This window comes from Roseibium sp. ROS1, assembly GCF_054658215.1.
The window spans coordinates 1038754-1055184 of the sequence record NZ_BAAGIG010000001.1 but is presented as its reverse complement, the minus strand read 5'-3'; the positions used below and the strand labels follow the sequence as shown (position 1 = coordinate 1055184).

The window sequence follows — 16431 nt, the reverse complement described above, 5'->3', positions numbered from 1 at the left end:
TCACTCGTCTGGATGCAAGTCGCAAAACAACCAGAAACATACAGCAACAGCCGCAAGTACCCCTGCACCAATTGCAACTTCCAGCAAAAGCCCAAGCAGGGAAACGCCGAGAAGCAGGGCGACAAGCAGGAAGATGCCAACGAACCAGAGGTCTGCTGTCAGTATACTGATTGTGAAGTCGACAGCCTCCCCCAGACGCAGCAGAAACGGATCCCGTTCTTCTGATTTATCGTTTTCCGACATCGCCAGCTTTCTGTTTTCCCTTTTAACACAAGATCATATGGGGGTACCGCAGGCGATAAAAAGATCAAATAACAACCCATTCAGATTTTTTCATCGACATTTTATCGATAAAATGTCAGCATAAATTCACTTGCTATCAAAACGCTAATTATCGGCATGGAATCGCGTGTTCCTTAAAGCCGGCAGCATCAGAGGGAAGATCATGACAGCCAAGTGGGATTTCTGGATCGACCGTGGCGGCACCTTTACCGACATCGTCGGCAGGTCACCGGACGGCACGCTGCATCCGCACAAGGTGCTCTCCGAAAATCCGGAAGCCTATCGCGATGCCGCCATTCAAGGCATCCGGGAATTGCTTGGTGTGGAAAAAGGCGCGACTATTCCCTCGGACAAGATCGCGACCGTAAAGATGGGCACGACCGTTGCCACCAATGCACTTCTGGAGCGCAAGGGTGAGCGAACAGCTCTGTTCATCACGAAAGGCTTTCGGGATGCGCTTGAGATCGGCTACCAGGCGCGACCGCATATTTTTGCCAAGGAAATCATAAAGCCTGAGCTACTTTATGAGAGCGTCCACGAGATCGTCGAACGTGTCCGCGCCGATGGCGAACTGGAACTCGCGCTGGACGAAGGACAGGCCCGTAGTGCAATGCAGGCCGCATGGGATGACGGCATTCGCTCCATCGCAATCGTGCTGATGCACGCTTACGCCTATCCGGCCCATGAACAACTTCTCAAAAAGATTGCTGAAGACATAGGCTTCCCGCAGATCTCTGTGTCCCATGAAGTGTCACCGCTGATGAAGCTGGTGGGACGCGGCGACACCACTGTGGTCGACGCCTATCTGTCACCCATCCTGCGCCGCTATGTGAACCAGGTACAGGAAGAACTGGGCGAAGGTCCGCGGCTGATGTTCATGCAGTCTTCCGGAGGTCTCACTGCTGCAGACCTCTTCCAGGGCAAGGACGCAATCCTGTCCGGCCCGGCCGGAGGTGTTGTCGGCGCAGTCGAGACCTCACGCATGGCCGGTTTCGAAAAGATCATCGGTTTTGACATGGGCGGCACGTCTACAGACGTCTGTCACTACGACGGCGACTACGAACGCGCATTCGAAACGGAAGTCGCCGGTGTGCGCATGCGCGCTCCGATGATGATGATCCATACGGTTGCAGCTGGCGGCGGTTCGATCCTTCATTATGCCGACGGCCGCTTTCAGGTGGGCCCCGATTCAGCCGGGGCAAATCCGGGTCCGGCCTGCTACCGACGCGGCGGGCCTCTCACCGTTACAGACGCCAACCTGATGACAGGCAAACTGGCACCGGAATTCTTTCCGAAGATCTTTGGCCCGGACCAGGATCAGCCGCTTGACGGCGATGTAGTTCGCAAACGTTTCACGGATCTGGCTGTGCGCATTGGCGATGGACGCACCCCGGAAGATGTTGCAGACGGCTTTTTGAAAATCGCCGTCGAGAACATGGCCAATGCCATCAAGAAGATTTCGGTCCAACGCGGCTACGACGTGACCGAATACGCGTTGACCTGCTTCGGTGGCGCTGGTGGCCAGACCGGCTGCCGCGTTGCTGACAGTCTCGGCATGAAGACCGTCATTCTGCACCCGTTCTCGGGCATCCTGTCGGCATACGGCATGGGACTGGCCGATATCCGCGCAGACCGGCAACAGGCCGTCGTCAAGACACTTACGGACGATTTGATCCCTGAACTGCAGGCTCTTCGTGATCAGCTTGCCAGCCAGACGGAAGCGGAACTCGACAGGCAGTCGATCACTGCCGCCGCGCGCCGCACGACCGCAACCGCACACTTGCGTTACGACGGCACGGACACGCCGCTACCGGTCCCCCTCGGGTCCGTCTCTGAAATGCGGGCAGCCTTTGAGGATGCACACAAGAAACAGTTCGGCTTTGCCTATGAGAAAAAGCCGGTCGTCGTTGAAGCCCTGGAAGTCGAAACGGCCGGTGGCGGCGCCGGTCTCACCGAGCCGGATCTGACATTGGCCACAGGGACGCCCTCCCCGGCAACCTCCACAAGCATTTACTCCGAAGGCACCTGGCACAAGGCCGGTATCTTCAAACGCGAAGTGCTGAAACCGGGCATGAAGGTGACCGGACCTGCGGTGATCATCGAACCACATGCCACGATCGCGGTTGAAGACGGCTGGCAGGCAGAGATCAATTCAAAGGATCACGTGATCCTGAAGCGTATCGTGCCGTTGAAACGCGCAGAAGCCATCGGAACGCACGCCGACCCGGTCATGCTCGAAGTGTTCAACAACCTGTTCATGTCTATTGCGGAACAGATGGGGGTCACCCTTCAGAACACCGCATACTCGGTCAACATCAAGGAACGTCTTGATTTCTCTTGTGCCGTCTTCGACGCAGACGGTGCCTTGGTTGCCAACGCACCACACATGCCGGTTCATCTGGGGTCCATGGACCGTTCGGTGGAAACGGTCATCAAGCTCAACAAGGGCAAGATCAAGCCGGGCGACGTGTTTGCATTGAACGCCCCGTACAACGGTGGCACGCACTTACCGGATATCACAGTTGTGTCGCCGGTCTTCGATGACGAAGGCAAGGAGATCCTTTTCTGGTCGGCGTCCCGTGGCCACCATGCTGATGTCGGCGGCTCCGCCCCAGGCTCCATGACGCCGCGCGCGACCAACGTGGACGAGGAAGGTGTTCTGTTCGACAACTTCAAGATCGTCGACGAAGGACGTTTCTGCGAACAGGAACTGGTTGAGCTTCTGACCAACCATCCCTACCCCGCCCGCAACCCGCATCAGAACGTCGCCGATTTGTCTGCACAGATCGCCGCAAACGAAAAGGGTATCCAGGAACTTCGGAAGATGGTCACCCACTTCGGACTGGACGTGGTCCAGGCCTATATGGGGCACGTCCAGGACAACGCGGAAGAAAGCGTTCGCCGCGTGATCGAAGCGCTGAAGGACTCCGAATACGAGTATCCGACTGACCAGGGCTCCGTGATCAAGGTCAAGATTACCGTCGACAAATCAAAGCGCGAGGCAACGGTCGACTTTACCGGGACCTCCGGCGTCAAGCCGAACAACTTCAATGCGCCGGAACCTGTGACCCGTGCGGCAATCCTTTATTGCTTCCGGGTGATGGTAGACGGCGACATTCCGATGAACGCCGGCTGTCTCAAACCGATCAACATCATCATCCCGGATGACTGCATGTTGCGGCCTTCCTATCCGGCTGCGGTCGTGGCGGGTAACGTGGAAACGTCCCAGCATGTCACCAATGCCGTCTTCGCAGCTCTTGGTGCCATGGCCAATGCTCAGGGAACGATGAACAACCTGACATTTGGCAACAACACGTATCAGTACTATGAAACCATCTGTTCCGGCTCGCCGGCAGGGCCTGGCTTCAATGGTACGGATGGTGTCCATACCCACATGACCAACTCCCGGCTAACCGACCCAGAAGTATTGGAGTTCCGTTTCCCGGTTCTCCTGGAGGATTTCCACATCCGCAAGGGGTCCGGTGGCAAAGGCAAATGGTCAGCAGGTGATGGTACCAAACGGACCTTGCGTTTCCTTGAGAAAATGGACTGCGCGATCCTGGCGTCCCACCGTACCGTTCCGCCGAAAGGATTGGACGGTGGCAGCGACGGTGAACTCGGCCGCACCGAAGTTCGGCGGCTGAATGGCGAGATCCAACAACTGGAGGGCTGTGATCAGACGGTTCTTGAGGCAGGAGAAGCGGTCACCGTCATCACGCCCACGGCGGGTGGTTGGGGCCACGCCTGATCCAAATTCCAATAGATCGAAGAAAAAGAACGGCCACCTGATTGGGTGGCCGTTTTTTTGTAATCTCGCTGCAGATATGCACATCGTCACTTCTACCTATACGAGAATTATTATTTCTCTCAGGGACAAAGTTTACCGTTTTTTCAATCTGAGTCCGCCTAAACTGACACAACCTCAACTCTGGCGCTGCCTATGGCGCTGAGAAACTCGGGCTTTTGAGAAATGTTTGCATCAAATCCCATTGCAACTTCGGTTGCGGCAAAAATTCTAGCACTGGTTGCCTTCCTCAGTCTTGGTCTGCTTGTTGTGGCCGCAGTTGCCATCGTTCAGATGGGAATGATCGGGAAGGAACTTCAAAACATTGCGGAAAAGGATATTCCACTCACGCAAGCAATCAGTCAGGTTGCCAATCATCAACTACAGCAGGCAGCGGTGATTGAACGGATCATGCGCGTCTCCGGCCTGACCTCCGGTGAAGATGCTGAATCAACCGCTGCCTTGAAATCCACTTTGGCCGCTCTGAACGAGCAGGTTTCCGATGAAATTCTGAAAGCGGAAGCACTCGCCCTCTCGGCACTGGAAAAGTCGGCATCCGATACGCAAAGGGACGAGTTTTCCCAAACTCTCACACAGCTCAAACGCATCGAGAACGAGTACCAAACCTATTCTGCAGAAATAGCTGGTATCTTGGCGAAGATCGAACAGAACAACCTCTCCGATGCGAGCACCCTTCTCGTTGAGTTGGAAAAGGAACAGACCCGCCTCGACCATGAACTGGTGTCGCTACTCACCGAGATCGAGCGTTTTACGCAAACAGCAGCGTCATCTGCAGAAGAACACGAGAAACAGGCCTTTCAGCAAATCGCGATCACCGCGGCGCTGACTTTGATTTTGTGCCTTGTCGGCTCAGTCCTTTTCGCCAGATATCTGATTTCCCGTCCCTTGCACCAGGTCACCGCAGGCCTTCTGGAGCTCGCTAGAGGCAACACGGATGTGGAAGTCAATGTACGCACGAATGACGAAATCGGTCAGGTGGCAAGCGCATTCGAAACCTTCCGTGAAAACACGATCGAGATGAAGCGCCTTCAGGAACAGGCTCGCGAAGAAGAAATGCAGGCAGAAGCGGATCGTCGCGATACAAGATTGCGGTTGGCCGACGAGCTTGAAAGGCTCCTGATGACCAGCTGCGACACAGCGGTTTCTGCATTGAGTGAACTTGCGTCCGGTGCCGACGAATTGGCGCGCAACAGTCATGAGACCATTGAAAGGTCCAACACGGTTGCCGCTGCAGCCGAACAGGCCACAGCATCGGTCCAATCTGTTGCATCCGCGTCTGAGGAACTGGCGAGTTCAATTCACGAAATCAGCCGCCAGATTACACTCGCGAATTCCTCCACCTCTCGTACATCTGAACAGGCCGAAGTTTCCGGAGAGACAGTCGGAAAACTGTCTACATCGGCAGAGGAGATCACGGATGTCCTGAAACTGATCAGCGACATTGCTGCCCAGACCAATCTGCTGGCCTTGAACGCAACTATCGAAGCAGCGAGAGCTGGCGAAGCAGGCAAGGGATTTGCCGTCGTGGCTTCTGAAGTAAAGGCGCTAGCCACGCAAACCGGACAGGCAACCGATCAGATTGGTTCACAGCTGAGCGGTGTCCAGTCCGGGGCGGCAACCTGTTCTGATGCAATTACCACGGTTGTCAAAGCCATGATGGAAATTCGCGAACAGATTTCCGGAATTGCCTCTGCGATTGAAGAGCAAAACGCAGTTACGTCAGAGATAGCCAAAAACGCGCATCAGGTCGCGCAAGGCAGTGCCGACATTACCTTCAATATCTCCGAAGTGAACCAGGCAGCGCAGGTATCCGGCGACAGGGTGCAGGAAGTCGTGGGAGGCATTCAGAACATTTCCTCCCAGATAACGACAATTCGCGACGGGTTAGGCGATTTTCTCGGTCACCTGCGCGCAGCTTGACAACTGCTTGCCACGCTCTCCGGAACACTAGCCAAAACGACTGACCGCTGCCCCGTGTCCGCAACGCGGACACGGGGATCTGGAACCATCCGGGTTCCAACTCCCGTTCCTGCGGTTAATCCGTGCAGACCAGATAATTCCAAAAGACCGATCTGTCGCTTGCCGGACCAATGCAAAGCTCGATACAGATCTTTTCGGGAACCCGTCTCTTCAAGATCTTCACATTGTTCATGGGAAATCTCAGCGACCCTTGCTCCACCAGGAGCAGAACGCGGTTGCGCGAGAGACCAAGCCCTTTTGCAAGGACCTTATCCAGACGAACCTGGACGTGATCCGAATTCAGGATTGTCAGTGCCACAGTGCAGGCATCTGCACAATCGCCGGCAACCATTCGTCGTTTCAGGCTGAAATCAGTGCCCCCCTTGCCTCCGCCTCTCCCTTTGGTGTTGCAGGCGAAGGTGCTCGCCACTCCCTCATCGTTCCGCTGCAAGGCTTCCATGAGTTCTGCCGAAAGGCTGCTCACGGCTCGACGTTCAAAAATGGCCCTGTTCCATCTGCTTCCACAGACATCGCAACGATAGATCAGCCAGGCGTCAAGCTGGCTTCCATTCGCGTTCAACCGGAATTTGCCCGTCGAACCAAAAGGCTTCACAAATCCGCATCGTTGGCAGGGACGCTTTATTCTAGGTGTCTGAGAACGGACAACGGACCATTCCATGTTCAATATAGACGACATTCCGTGGGTCTTCCTCGCACGGGAAGTCCGTCACAGGCAGTCGGGACGGCCGGACAGCGTCAGCTATCGGCACTCAGTCTGGCTGGAAGCTATTTCGAAATGTATGCAGTGAACCGAAACAGGATCAGATGCGCATGGCCAAGCCACACCGGCCCCGATCCGCCGCCAGGACGAACAAAGTTCATGACGCATTCGAGCGAATGCATGGCGGGATCGATGACCGGTCAGAGTGTTGGCAAAACAAACGTCCAAATTGAAACAGATGAGCCTCGATAGCGCTTACGAAAATGACAAGCAAGCTCAACTTGGAGTTTCGACGAGACGTCGTTTGAATTGTGTTTAGGTGTTGCGCGCCTGCAAAGCCAGAGCGACCAGTGCAGGCCTCAGTTCAGACGGATCTTCCAATGGATCTGCAAACCAGAGACGTTCAACCTTATCTCCAGCCACAAGATCAACGCCTTCGGGATCCAGACAGGCAAGCCGCCAATTGGCCTCTCCGGCCTTCAGCAAATTCTGCGCATAAAGTTTCACCGCATCCCTATGGTCTGCGTTCATATGCGCAACCGCTCCGGCTTCCATTGAAGACCAGTCACCAGGCGAACTAACTTTTGCCAATAAGTCCTCTTCCTCCAATTCAAAAGCCTTACCAAAGCCTCCATTCAGGCTGGCCCTGGAGAGCTCCAACCTGAAAAAGGAAAAGTCTCCGAAATCGACATAAAGTTCGGCTTTGGGATGACGAGAGAGGTAACGGTTGCGCAACCGCTCATGATCCGAACTTCCTCTCGATATCTTCACTGCCTTGCAGAAAAGAGAAATTCTCGGATGAGCGAGCGGATCGCCTTTTCCAGGTTCGCCCAACAATAGCGAACATGAAGGGTTCTCCAGAATTGCCGCCGTGTGTCCGGACAATGTACTTGTGAGGATGACAGGTGCACCATCCAAATCGGTCGCCACCGCAACCCGACTGGCAAGTGGATGCCGCGTTTCGGCTTCTAACACCGCCAAAGCACCAAACCTCGCGGTTCTGATCAACTCCTTAGCCAATCTTCTGGCTTGATCATCGGTCGGCCGGATTACTGATTTCGGTTCTTTTTCCAGGCTCACGGCCCCTCCAAGTTCTGTTTTCTGTCGGCGCAGACAAGCTGCATTCCACGGTTTTCGCCTTCACCCGAATTCTGAACGTCAGATGAACAGACATCTCAGAACCGGTTCAGGGCGCCTATGCGATTGTCTCACCATCAGATACGGCGCCAATCGAGAACAGCGCCTGCCTTTGGAGAAAACCAATGAAGACCATGAGCAAACGTCTTGTTGCCGCCGCCCTCACGGGCGCCCTTCTTTTGCCGACCTTCGCGGCTGCTGAAGCCGGCTCGCGCAACGGTTGGCGTGACCACCGTGGCGGCCACCACCATAACCAGAGACACAATAATCGAAATCATAACCGACACAAAAACAATGATAATCTTGGTGCGGCTGTCGCGGCAGGTGTCATCGGCCTCGCTGCAGGAGCAATTCTGCTGGGTGCAACCCGCCAGCCGAGCTACGCAGGCCCGCCGCCGGTAAATCACTACCCGCCGGCTCCTTATCCTGGTCGCGTCAACACGGCCATCGGTTATCAGCCGTGGAGCCCAGCCTGGTACCAGTACTGCTCTTCGAAATACCGGTCGTTCAACCCGTCGACCGGTACCTATACCACCTACCAGGGTGAACAGCGTTTCTGCCAATAAGCTTGCGCCCGCCTGGTGGTACTGAAGAACTCGTGGCAACAAACGACCGACCGGCCGAACCGGTCACCCGTTTGTTGTCATTCTTTTCAGAAGACTCGTGTTCCAAGGGAACTGAACAGCCTCGGTGGGCAAGTGCAACCAGGTTGTTTCGTTCAATCAGCCTGTTTGCATCAATCCGCCATGGTTTCTATTGAAGCGAAGCCTTCCGGCGCAGCACCGAAATCGAACGGCGTGTCGACCTCAATGACCTTGTCGGGATAAAAACCATTGAACCTTGTGCGAAGCGACAAGCTGTAGGCACCGATATGGCCAATCTCGATCCAGTCTCCCGTGTCGACTGTCTCCGGCAGCCAGAAAGGCCTGGAAAGAATATCAACGCTGTCGCAGGTTGCGCCGCAGACCTTGAAGGGAACAATCTTGTCGGGCTGACCAGCCCGTGTTTTGCGAGCCGGATCCGGAATGAAACGAGCCGGCAGCGTGATCTTTCCGGTCCAACTGTCGGAAAGAGACGCCCAGATGCCATCATTGATGTAAAGGCGCCGCCCCTTCTTCAACAGCACTCTGACAATGAGAGAGATCGATCGGGCCACGATCACTCTGCCTGGTTCGGCGACAAGAGGCAGGTCATCAAATTGCCAATCAGCAATATCGGCTTTCAACTGCCCCATCAATTCCACGAGCGAGGGCATCTCAGGCGCTTTGCGGCGCGGATCGTGACCATAAACGGCCGGAAACCCTCCCCCGACATCAAGCTCCACAACGGGCACGCCAGCACGTGACCTGATCCAATCGGCTGAAGCCAGCGCTCGCTCATAGGTTTCCGGTTCTTCGATCTGGCTTCCTACGTGAAAACACAATCCGCATTTGAACCCGATACGGTCGATCCGTTGCAGCAACTCAACGGCGTGACCTGGAGCCGCGCCAAACTTCTTCGACAACTCGTAAGCAGCATGCCCCTTGGTGGCGATACGAACGAAGAGCGTGATCGTTCCAGGATCTATATCAAGGGCCCTAACAACACGCAGGATCTTCGCGACTTCGTCTTCGTGGTCGAGCGAAAGGGTTCGAATACCGTAGGTTTCCAAAGCTAGCCGAATGTCCGACTGTGCCTTGATAGGATGCATGTAAAGCATCTCAGCCTTCGGCGCTGCCTCTTTCACCGCGGCGAACTCTGCAGGCGATGCGACATCGAAACAACTGATCCCGGCCTTTGCCAGTGCCTCAAGGACAAATGGCTCACCATTCGTCTTGACCGCGTAAGCCGTCTTGCCGGGGAAGAGCGACTGGAATTGCTGTGCGTCATGCCTGAGCACGTCCGGCCGGAAACAATACACAGGCTGATCGGGACGAAGATCCAAGGCGGCGTCAATAGCTGTTTTATAACGTTCCATCAGTCCTTCCGGCGTTAGAAGTCATCGAATAGAAAGGAACAAGCTTGAGGCTGATTTGCAAGCCGGGATTGGGTTATTGGCAGATAATGTAATTACAGCTCTTGCCGTGGCATCCGATATCGAGGTGGAAGTGAGACTTGTGATTTGGGTCTGCATCGGGGCCGAGAACGGTGGTGAACCTTTTACAGGCAGCCTTGTGTATGGCGGACAGGAAGCTTCCGCTCTGCGTGTTGCGCGCCCAATCCTTTTCAACTGAAATCTCAGTACCGTCACTTAATCGGAAGGCCACAATATCAATGGCTTTGCCAAGCGCATGTTCGGAGAGCTTTCCATCTGGAAGATTGTTTCGTCGGCGACACTGATATCCAGGGCCTGTGAGAAACTCGGACACTGGTTTCCCGAACTGTGCTTGTGCAATGGGCAAGACATCTTCAATCACCCACGCTGTAAGTGACGTCGCAAAACCGCAAGATAGCGTGGCTTTCATCGGGAAGGTCACTTCGGCATCCTCGCCACGTAACCCAGAAAGATTGACAGGTACGGCGATCCCGCAGTCCTCATCATCTTGATCCCCTTGCACTTGCATGGGAGTAAGTTGTTCAAATGTAGCACCCGGTATATCGCAAGTTGCCGGTGTGGAGGTTTCGCCCGCAGAAGCTTTTCTGCCACCGTCGTCAGGTCCTGCCAAAGGCTCTTCCTGAAGAGTAGCTGGTTTGATCGCCGGCACATCAACCCCCTCGATGAATTGCGAACTACCGAGGCCGGGAAGCGGCTTTTCCTGTGGCAATGGAGGACTTGCATAAACATCTAAAGGCAGTAGGCAACACAACGCGAAAGCAGTACCAATTGACACGAGCTTTAAGTGCATTCCCTACTCCGCACATTGTACTTGCCAGCGCCCCTCATGATTGATCAACGCTTGTCCTGCGTCTATGGTTGCATGACCCCAAAAGTGGATGGCTCCCGATGAGTTTAGAACTTTTTTTCGCCTATGTGATTGCCACATTGATTGTCCTCGCCATCCCGGGTCCGACGATCATGCTTGTTGTCAGCTATGCTTTGACCCAGGGACGCAAGTCTGCGGTTGCCAGCGTATTGGGTGTTGGCTTGGGGGACGCGACAGCAGCTGCTGCGTCGCTGATGGGTCTCGGTGCCATTCTGGCGACGTCTGCAACAGCATTCACCGTGCTCAAATGGGTAGGGGCGATCTACCTGGTCTGGCTTGGTCTGAAAATGTGGAGAAGCCGGCCAACTGCACTTGGGCCGCATCAGGTTGCCGATGTTACCCCCAGAAAAATATTCTGGCATGCATATGTGGTCACAGCGCTCAATCCAAAAGGCATTGTTTTCTTTATGGCTTTCCTGCCACACTTCATTGCACCTCACGCCCCAGTTGTCCCGCAGCTCGCACTTCTGGGAACGACTTTCGTCGCATTGGGTGTTTTGAATGCAGCTGTTTACGCCTATGCAGCAGCAGCCCTTGGTCAAAAACTGAGAAGTCCTTCCCTGCTTAGACTGGTAAACAAGGTGGGCGGCGCATTCCTGATCTCCGCTGCGGCGATGACAGCTACATTGCAGAGATCTGCGAACTGAAAAAATCAGCGACTTGATGCGAAGGGAATGTTCTTTTTCGACCGTACGGCTTCCGCTTCGGTTTTTTCCTCTTCGGTTTTCAAACCGAAATTAGCACCGGATTGCTTCAAGGTTTCAAGTGATCTGCGGGCACCATCTTCACTAAGCGCTGCATAACGCTGGATGGCGGCATTCAGCTCCAATCCGCCAATGCGCAACCGCCTGGCCCTCATCGTGAGGATATCCTTGTAGGCTTCGGCCGTAACGCCGTTCGCCTTGCAAAGAATTATCAATGGCTTGTCGCTTGCGCTGAACAAGAGCTGGGATACCGCACTGGGCGGCAGATTGCTTACCTTAGCAAGCAACATCCCCAGCTCCGCTGTTCGATCCGAACGGGCGAACAAGATCACGGCATCATCGATTTTGGTCTTCTTGCTCACCACGTCACGGATCAATGCGTTGGATTGTTCACGTGCCTCTTCAAGCTTGTGCGCACGAGCGGCCACTTCGGTAGCGGCACGTTCAGCCAGTAGCTGAACAAGCGTGCTGTCGGCACCGAGTGCACTGACCCTTTCTTTCAACTCTTCCGTCAAGAAAGGCAGCAAGGCATGAGCAGCTGCATCCGGCAAGTCGGTGCGGTTGATCAAGGCAGCCTGGATTGCTTCACTCGATCGGGCTTTTTCCACCAATTTCAGGAAGGATGCATCAGCGAACTCTGCACCCTGGTTTTCAGCGACTTTACTTAAAACCGCCGTATCCCCCCGATCCACCAACACAGTGGTAACTGCCTTGTCGACGGTTTCACGCCCGGCAATTGCCCCCAGATGCTCCATCGACGCAGAACATGCGATCTCAACCAGGTCTTCTGAGGTGAGTGCAGGTGAGTTTTCCAGAACCGGGCCGGCAACCGGAAATTCATCCTGTGCCAGCTTCACCATCAGTTCACGAGGAGCATCTTTCTCCTTGCAAACTCGTTTGGACAGAATGATCCTGGTTTCTTCCTCCAGCTGTCCGAGAACTTTGAGAACAATGTCGCCAAATAGCAGGCTGATCTGCTCGTCACGGTCGTCACCGGAGTTCACGAACAGGTCCGTCAGCATGCTGACCAGGCTTTTGCGCCCTCCAGCACTTGTGTCCCTCGCCAGATCAGCAAGTTTTGCAAGATTGATCATCGACACTCCGGCGCGACAGTCGCGTAAGCCTCGACATTATCAGCAGGCCCTTAACATTAAGCTACCGTTGATCGCCGCATAAACTGGAAAAACGGCCAGCAGCAGGAAGGCCTCTCCACAAATAATTCGACGCGCCAAATAAATGTTTGCAACCCTCGATCGCATCTCCAGGACAAATTAGTTCTGTTTTTTTTCGCAAAAGGCAGTGAACGTTTCCAATCAAGGCTTTACTTAATGCTTCCTCAACAAACACAACCCTGGAATGCAATTCTCCGCTGCGCTGCAGCATCTTTTTTGCTTCGCTTCGGCATTATGCTGACTTAGTATCACCCCGTCAGAAAGAGGTAATCGGGAGCGGACATATGACCCTTGTACGGAACCTGAACATGATTGCCTTCCTAGCAGCCTTTGCGTTTTTGGCTGCAATTGTAGTTGGTGCAATCTGAACCAAACGGCAAGAAATCAAAGAAAACGAGCTGCGCCGAGCAGACAGCAGGACAATTCAACGAACAATTTTAGATTCCCGGCGTAGTCGGCTGCACCAGAAGGTGCAGCCGCCGAAGACGCTGTGCTGATTCCAGAATTGATCGCTCGTACGGGTGTCGAGGGTGAGAAATAGCACCCGAACGTACTGGAGACTGGGCAATTGACGCAGCTGCCCAGACACAACCAAAAATTTCACTTCGCAGGAAGCCTGTTGCATTCCGCAATTTCAAACGCTGGTATATCAGGCCTAAACACAGGTTCCGCTCATGCGGCCAGCTCAATCGTTTGAGCCAGTGCTGCGTCACGGTTTTCCGGTTCGATCATCAATTGATCTGCCGCGATCATTGTCACATCGGAGATGCCGATAAAGCCAAGAATATGCTTCAGGTAGTTTCCGGCAAAGTCGATCTCTGATCCTATTTTGGTTCCACCAGAGGCAATGATGACGTAAGCCTTTTTACCCTGAAGCAGACCAACAGGTCCGTTCTCAGTGTACTGAAACGTCTCTCTTGCTCGCGCGATCATATCAACCCACGCTTTTAGCGTAGCCGGAATAGAAAAGTTGTAAACAGGCGTCCCAATTACGATGGTGTCTGCCTCCTTCAATTCTCCAACAAGCGTGTCGGACAGAGCAAGCACCATTTTTTGTTCTGCACTTCGTGCAGCAGGATCTGTAAAAGTCGCGCCAATCCACTCTTCGCTCAGGAACGGTACCCCTTGGGAAACATCGCGAGTAAGGACTTTTGCATCTGGTGATTTTGCCAGCAAACGTGTCACGAAGGTCTGCCCGAGGTCACGCGTCACTGAACCGGCGGTACGTGCTGAGGCATTGACATGCAGAATTGATTTCAACGGTGAGGACATCTTGATCTCCAAAGTTTCAAAACCGGCATCGGCGTTTGTTCGTTAATTGGAGATAGTTTTGATATTTTCGAATAACTAGCATCAAAATGGTGAACAGTATGTCAAGTTAACGAACAATGCCTTTTTGAGAATTCAAGCCCCCCATCTAATTCCCGACAGAAGCTTGTAGAGGCCAGCCAGCGCCAACGCCCCTACAACGGTATTGATCACCTTGCCTTTGACGCTGGACGTTCCTTTGCGCAGATCACGCAGAAAGTGCATGTCTTTCTGCGCTTCGATGGTGTTCTCGATATCGACGCCGAGCGCCTTGAGCACTTCTTGAGCAGCCTCCCGGCCGCCTTCTTTGCCGCCTTCGCGGGCAATTTCCCGCATCTGATCTTCGTTCACTGCACGCCTCCTGCGTAACCCTGTTTGATTTCGTCGTACCACCGGCTGCACCGCAACACGCGGGCATTGGCCCGGCCAAGCGCCTGGTCGGTCCGGATCAAGGCCACGTCCAGCGGCTCCCGGCGATCCACCAACACTCTGCTGTGGAATGCGAAGCGTGTCGGCCGGCAGCTGGTACTGGTAGGCCCAGCGAAACGGCGGTTTTTCGGTTTCCGCAGGCAGGTTCACCAGCTCGATGGCAAAGTCCCAGTCGTGCATGGCCAAATAGGCATCCCGGTGCGCTGCATAATGGTTCCTGAACCAGCGCGACGCCACGGAGGAAAAATCGAAGTCGCGGATGGGCGCTTCCTTCAGATGCGCAAGCGCAAGGTTCGCCATCTCAACGGCTGTGTTGACGGTTCCCGACATGAAATAGTTTCCTTGAATGGGTCAGGCGGCGGCAAGGTCGCCGGCTTTGGCCTCATAGGCAGCAAGCGCCTGAACAGCCTCGTATTTGTTGGCGGCTTTTACGCCGGCATAATCCGCGGCCATGGCCTGCTGGGTCTTCCAGTGCTCCTTGCGCCAGCCTTTGGGCAGCGGCTTTTCGGCCTGTGGCTGCCTTGCCGCCCTTTGCTTGCGGTTCCAGTCCGCGGCCAGCGCATCGGCCAGGTGTTCCTGCCGCTTTTCGGCCTCGGTTTTGGGTGGGGCGCAACGGGCCAGAAAATCGGCTTCGTGTTGTTCTTCCAGGCGCTGGAGATGCCGCAAGCGGCGCATGATGATCTCGTCCATGTCTGGCCTCTTTTTCGAGAAAATGAAAAAGGGCGGCAAACGCCGCCCCAAGAAGTTTGACAGGCCCTGACTTGATCAGGCCCGTGAGAGGTCGAACCGGTCAAACAAAAAGCCCGCAGGAAAGGCTACGGGCAGAAACGTCGATCGGTCCAAAAACGTTGGGGTGGATGTCTGCGGTCGCTCGCCTCCAGACTGCCCGCTGGGTACGCCGTCAGATGTTCACCTTCAGGCAGGCCAGCTTCACGTTCTTGCGGTTGTATTTCCGGTCCCAGTTGGCCGCGTTGCGCAGTTCGGCCAGGCTCGCTCCCTGGGATTTGGCAAGAGAAGACGCCGTGAAATCCATTCCGGCCGGATGGATCAGCTCGAAACGGCGGGTGGTCAGATAGTCGGCACCGCCGCCGTCGCCAATATCCGGATCACGGGTGATTTCGGTGCCCTCGTTTCCGTAGATCGTCGAGCGGCTCGGCACTTCGTCGATATGCATGAAAGCGCCCGGTGCGAACAGGAAGCAGGAGTATTCGTCCGAATTGGCACCCGCCGTCACCGGCATCATTTCCGAATGCACCACCATCATTCCGGCGTAGTAAGGCACCTCGAACGGCGCTTCGGACGGTTTCTTGAACTCGATCTTTTCGTCGTCCAGAAGCGTGCCATAGACGAAGCTGTGCATGGCGATCACGCGCAGGTCGTCCAGGTTTTCACCCATGGTCAGCCGGGCCCGGTTGATCGCCTGATAGCTGATGCGGTTGGCAGCCGTCGGCGAACCGACATCGGAATAGATGGAATAGACCATGTCGCCGCTGTCATTGGCGACATTGTCGGCGATCACGCCTTCAGCCGTCGCAATGATGCGCTCTTCCTTGCGGCGTCCCCAGTAAGCGCTGATCCGCTCCGCCACCCGGTTCATGGCGCTGTCGCCCCGACCCGTTGCGGCATAGCTTGCCACCGTCTTGGCACCGTATTTCTTGGCCAGGCGGTGCTTGTAGGCCTTCATGTCGCTGGCGGTAATCTTGCTGACACCGATCTTGTTATCACTGTCATCGATCACCGTCGGCTCGGCATCATCAAGGTCTTCCCAGTACGGCACTTCAATCTGGTTGCCACCGGCCTTGAAGCGCTTGCCGATTTCCGGTGCCGGACCGGCCAGAATGCCGGATTTTTCCAGCATGATCAGCTTCGCCGGCTTGTTCTCCGCCATATAGGGGGTAAACACACGCGGGACGACGATGTCAGAAATTTGAGATGTCATTGAATTTCCTTGGGTTTGTGTAAGAGATCAAGTTTGAGCAAGAGGCAAACAAAGCGAGGCATCGCGAACCAT

Annotated in this window: 14 protein-coding genes; 4 read left to right on the top strand and 10 right to left on the bottom strand. The window is 54.9% G+C overall.

What is annotated here, in order from left to right; all coding sequences use genetic code 11:
* Positions 1–243, bottom strand: coding sequence for a hypothetical protein (locus ACYQ6M_RS04710; RefSeq protein ID WP_460072427.1), 243 nt, complete (start codon positions 241–243; stop codon positions 1–3).
* A gap of 202 nt (positions 244–445) precedes the next feature.
* On the opposite strand from ACYQ6M_RS04710, the gene ACYQ6M_RS04705 reads away from it, so the two are divergent.
* Positions 446–4030, top strand: coding sequence for a hydantoinase B/oxoprolinase family protein (locus ACYQ6M_RS04705; protein ID WP_460072425.1), 3585 nt, complete (start codon positions 446–448; stop codon positions 4028–4030).
* A 222-nt stretch (positions 4031–4252) separates the two neighbouring features.
* On the top strand, positions 4253–6007 hold the full coding sequence (locus ACYQ6M_RS04700; protein WP_460072423.1) for a methyl-accepting chemotaxis protein: 1755 nt from the start codon (positions 4253–4255) through the stop codon (positions 6005–6007).
* A 115-nt stretch (positions 6008–6122) separates the two neighbouring features.
* Here the strand turns inward: ACYQ6M_RS04700 and ACYQ6M_RS04695 are convergent, their stop codons facing one another.
* Together ACYQ6M_RS04695 and ACYQ6M_RS04690 are read right to left on the bottom strand one after the other, a co-directional pair.
* Positions 6123–6725, bottom strand: coding sequence for a DUF1062 domain-containing protein (locus ACYQ6M_RS04695; RefSeq protein WP_228872737.1), 603 nt, complete (start codon positions 6723–6725; stop codon positions 6123–6125).
* Between the two features lie 357 nt (positions 6726–7082).
* Entirely contained in the window at positions 7083–7847 is a 765-nt protein-coding gene (locus tag ACYQ6M_RS04690) for a HugZ family pyridoxamine 5'-phosphate oxidase (RefSeq protein ID WP_077292326.1), read from the bottom strand.
* A 182-nt stretch (positions 7848–8029) separates the two neighbouring features.
* Between ACYQ6M_RS04690 and ACYQ6M_RS04685 the strand changes: the two genes are divergently transcribed.
* Positions 8030–8470 (top strand): BA14K family protein, encoded by a 441-nt coding sequence (locus ACYQ6M_RS04685; protein WP_062488097.1) that lies wholly within the window; start codon positions 8030–8032, stop codon positions 8468–8470.
* Between the two features lie 170 nt (positions 8471–8640).
* Here the strand turns inward: ACYQ6M_RS04685 and ACYQ6M_RS04680 are convergent, their stop codons facing one another.
* Together ACYQ6M_RS04680 and ACYQ6M_RS04675 are read right to left on the bottom strand one after the other, a co-directional pair.
* Entirely contained in the window at positions 8641–9861 is a 1221-nt protein-coding gene (locus ACYQ6M_RS04680; protein ID WP_055655505.1) for an alanine racemase, read from the bottom strand.
* Between the two features lie 73 nt (positions 9862–9934).
* A complete protein-coding gene (locus ACYQ6M_RS04675; protein ID WP_460072420.1) occupies positions 9935–10729 on the bottom strand; it encodes an extensin-like domain-containing protein in 795 nt (264 codons plus the stop codon).
* A gap of 98 nt (positions 10730–10827) precedes the next feature.
* Between ACYQ6M_RS04675 and ACYQ6M_RS04670 the strand changes: the two genes are divergently transcribed.
* Positions 10828–11454 (top strand): LysE family translocator, encoded by a 627-nt coding sequence (locus ACYQ6M_RS04670; protein ID WP_460072418.1) that lies wholly within the window; start codon positions 10828–10830, stop codon positions 11452–11454.
* Between the two features lie 5 nt (positions 11455–11459).
* On the opposite strand, the gene ACYQ6M_RS04665 is transcribed toward ACYQ6M_RS04670, so the two are convergent.
* The 5 genes from ACYQ6M_RS04665 to ACYQ6M_RS04645 all read right to left on the bottom strand — a co-directional run bounded on the left by ACYQ6M_RS04665 (position 11460) and on the right by ACYQ6M_RS04645 (position 16359).
* A complete protein-coding gene (locus ACYQ6M_RS04665) occupies positions 11460–12605 on the bottom strand; it encodes a DUF2336 domain-containing protein (protein ID WP_062488094.1) in 1146 nt (381 codons plus the stop codon).
* A gap of 750 nt (positions 12606–13355) precedes the next feature.
* The gene (locus ACYQ6M_RS04660) at positions 13356–13955 is read right to left on the bottom strand and encodes an FMN-dependent NADH-azoreductase (protein WP_031269103.1); all 600 of its coding nucleotides are present in this window, start codon (positions 13953–13955) and stop codon (positions 13356–13358) included.
* A gap of 132 nt (positions 13956–14087) precedes the next feature.
* Positions 14088–14750, bottom strand: a complete 663-nt coding sequence (locus ACYQ6M_RS04655; RefSeq protein ID WP_460072415.1) for a hypothetical protein — start codon at positions 14748–14750, stop codon at positions 14088–14090.
* Between the two features lie 21 nt (positions 14751–14771).
* Positions 14772–15110 (bottom strand): hypothetical protein, encoded by a 339-nt coding sequence (locus tag ACYQ6M_RS04650; protein ID WP_062488068.1) that lies wholly within the window; start codon positions 15108–15110, stop codon positions 14772–14774.
* 211 nt (positions 15111–15321) lie between these two features.
* Positions 15322–16359 carry a hypothetical protein gene (locus tag ACYQ6M_RS04645; protein WP_139314137.1) on the bottom strand — a complete coding sequence of 346 codons (1038 nt, stop codon included), beginning with the start codon at positions 16357–16359 and terminating at the stop codon, positions 15322–15324.
* Between the last annotated feature and the right edge of the window lie 72 nt (positions 16360–16431).

Excerpts from the sequence above, each read along its gene's own strand:
- ACYQ6M_RS04655 (WP_460072415.1), bottom strand. The coding sequence starts at position 14,750 with ATGTCGGGAACCGTCAACACAGCCGTTGAGATGGCGAACCTTGCGCTT.
- ACYQ6M_RS04710 (WP_460072427.1), bottom strand. The coding sequence starts at position 243 with ATGTCGGAAAACGATAAATCAGAAGAACGGGATCCGTTTCTGCTGCGT.
- ACYQ6M_RS04665 (WP_062488094.1), bottom strand. The coding sequence starts at position 12,605 with ATGATCAATCTTGCAAAACTTGCTGATCTGGCGAGGGACACAAGTGCT.
- ACYQ6M_RS04705 (WP_460072425.1), top strand. The coding sequence starts at position 446 with ATGACAGCCAAGTGGGATTTCTGGATCGACCGTGGCGGCACCTTTACC.
- ACYQ6M_RS04685 (WP_062488097.1), top strand. The coding sequence starts at position 8,030 with ATGAAGACCATGAGCAAACGTCTTGTTGCCGCCGCCCTCACGGGCGCC.
- ACYQ6M_RS04680 (WP_055655505.1), bottom strand. The coding sequence starts at position 9,861 with ATGGAACGTTATAAAACAGCTATTGACGCCGCCTTGGATCTTCGTCCC.
- ACYQ6M_RS04650 (WP_062488068.1), bottom strand. The coding sequence starts at position 15,110 with ATGGACGAGATCATCATGCGCCGCTTGCGGCATCTCCAGCGCCTGGAA.
- ACYQ6M_RS04670 (WP_460072418.1), top strand. The coding sequence starts at position 10,828 with ATGAGTTTAGAACTTTTTTTCGCCTATGTGATTGCCACATTGATTGTC.
- ACYQ6M_RS04700 (WP_460072423.1), top strand. The coding sequence starts at position 4,253 with ATGTTTGCATCAAATCCCATTGCAACTTCGGTTGCGGCAAAAATTCTA.
- ACYQ6M_RS04660 (WP_031269103.1), bottom strand. The coding sequence starts at position 13,955 with ATGTCCTCACCGTTGAAATCAATTCTGCATGTCAATGCCTCAGCACGT.
- ACYQ6M_RS04675 (WP_460072420.1), bottom strand. The coding sequence starts at position 10,729 with ATGCACTTAAAGCTCGTGTCAATTGGTACTGCTTTCGCGTTGTGTTGC.
- ACYQ6M_RS04645 (WP_139314137.1), bottom strand. The coding sequence starts at position 16,359 with ATGACATCTCAAATTTCTGACATCGTCGTCCCGCGTGTGTTTACCCCC.
- ACYQ6M_RS04695 (WP_228872737.1), bottom strand. The coding sequence starts at position 6,725 with ATGGAATGGTCCGTTGTCCGTTCTCAGACACCTAGAATAAAGCGTCCC.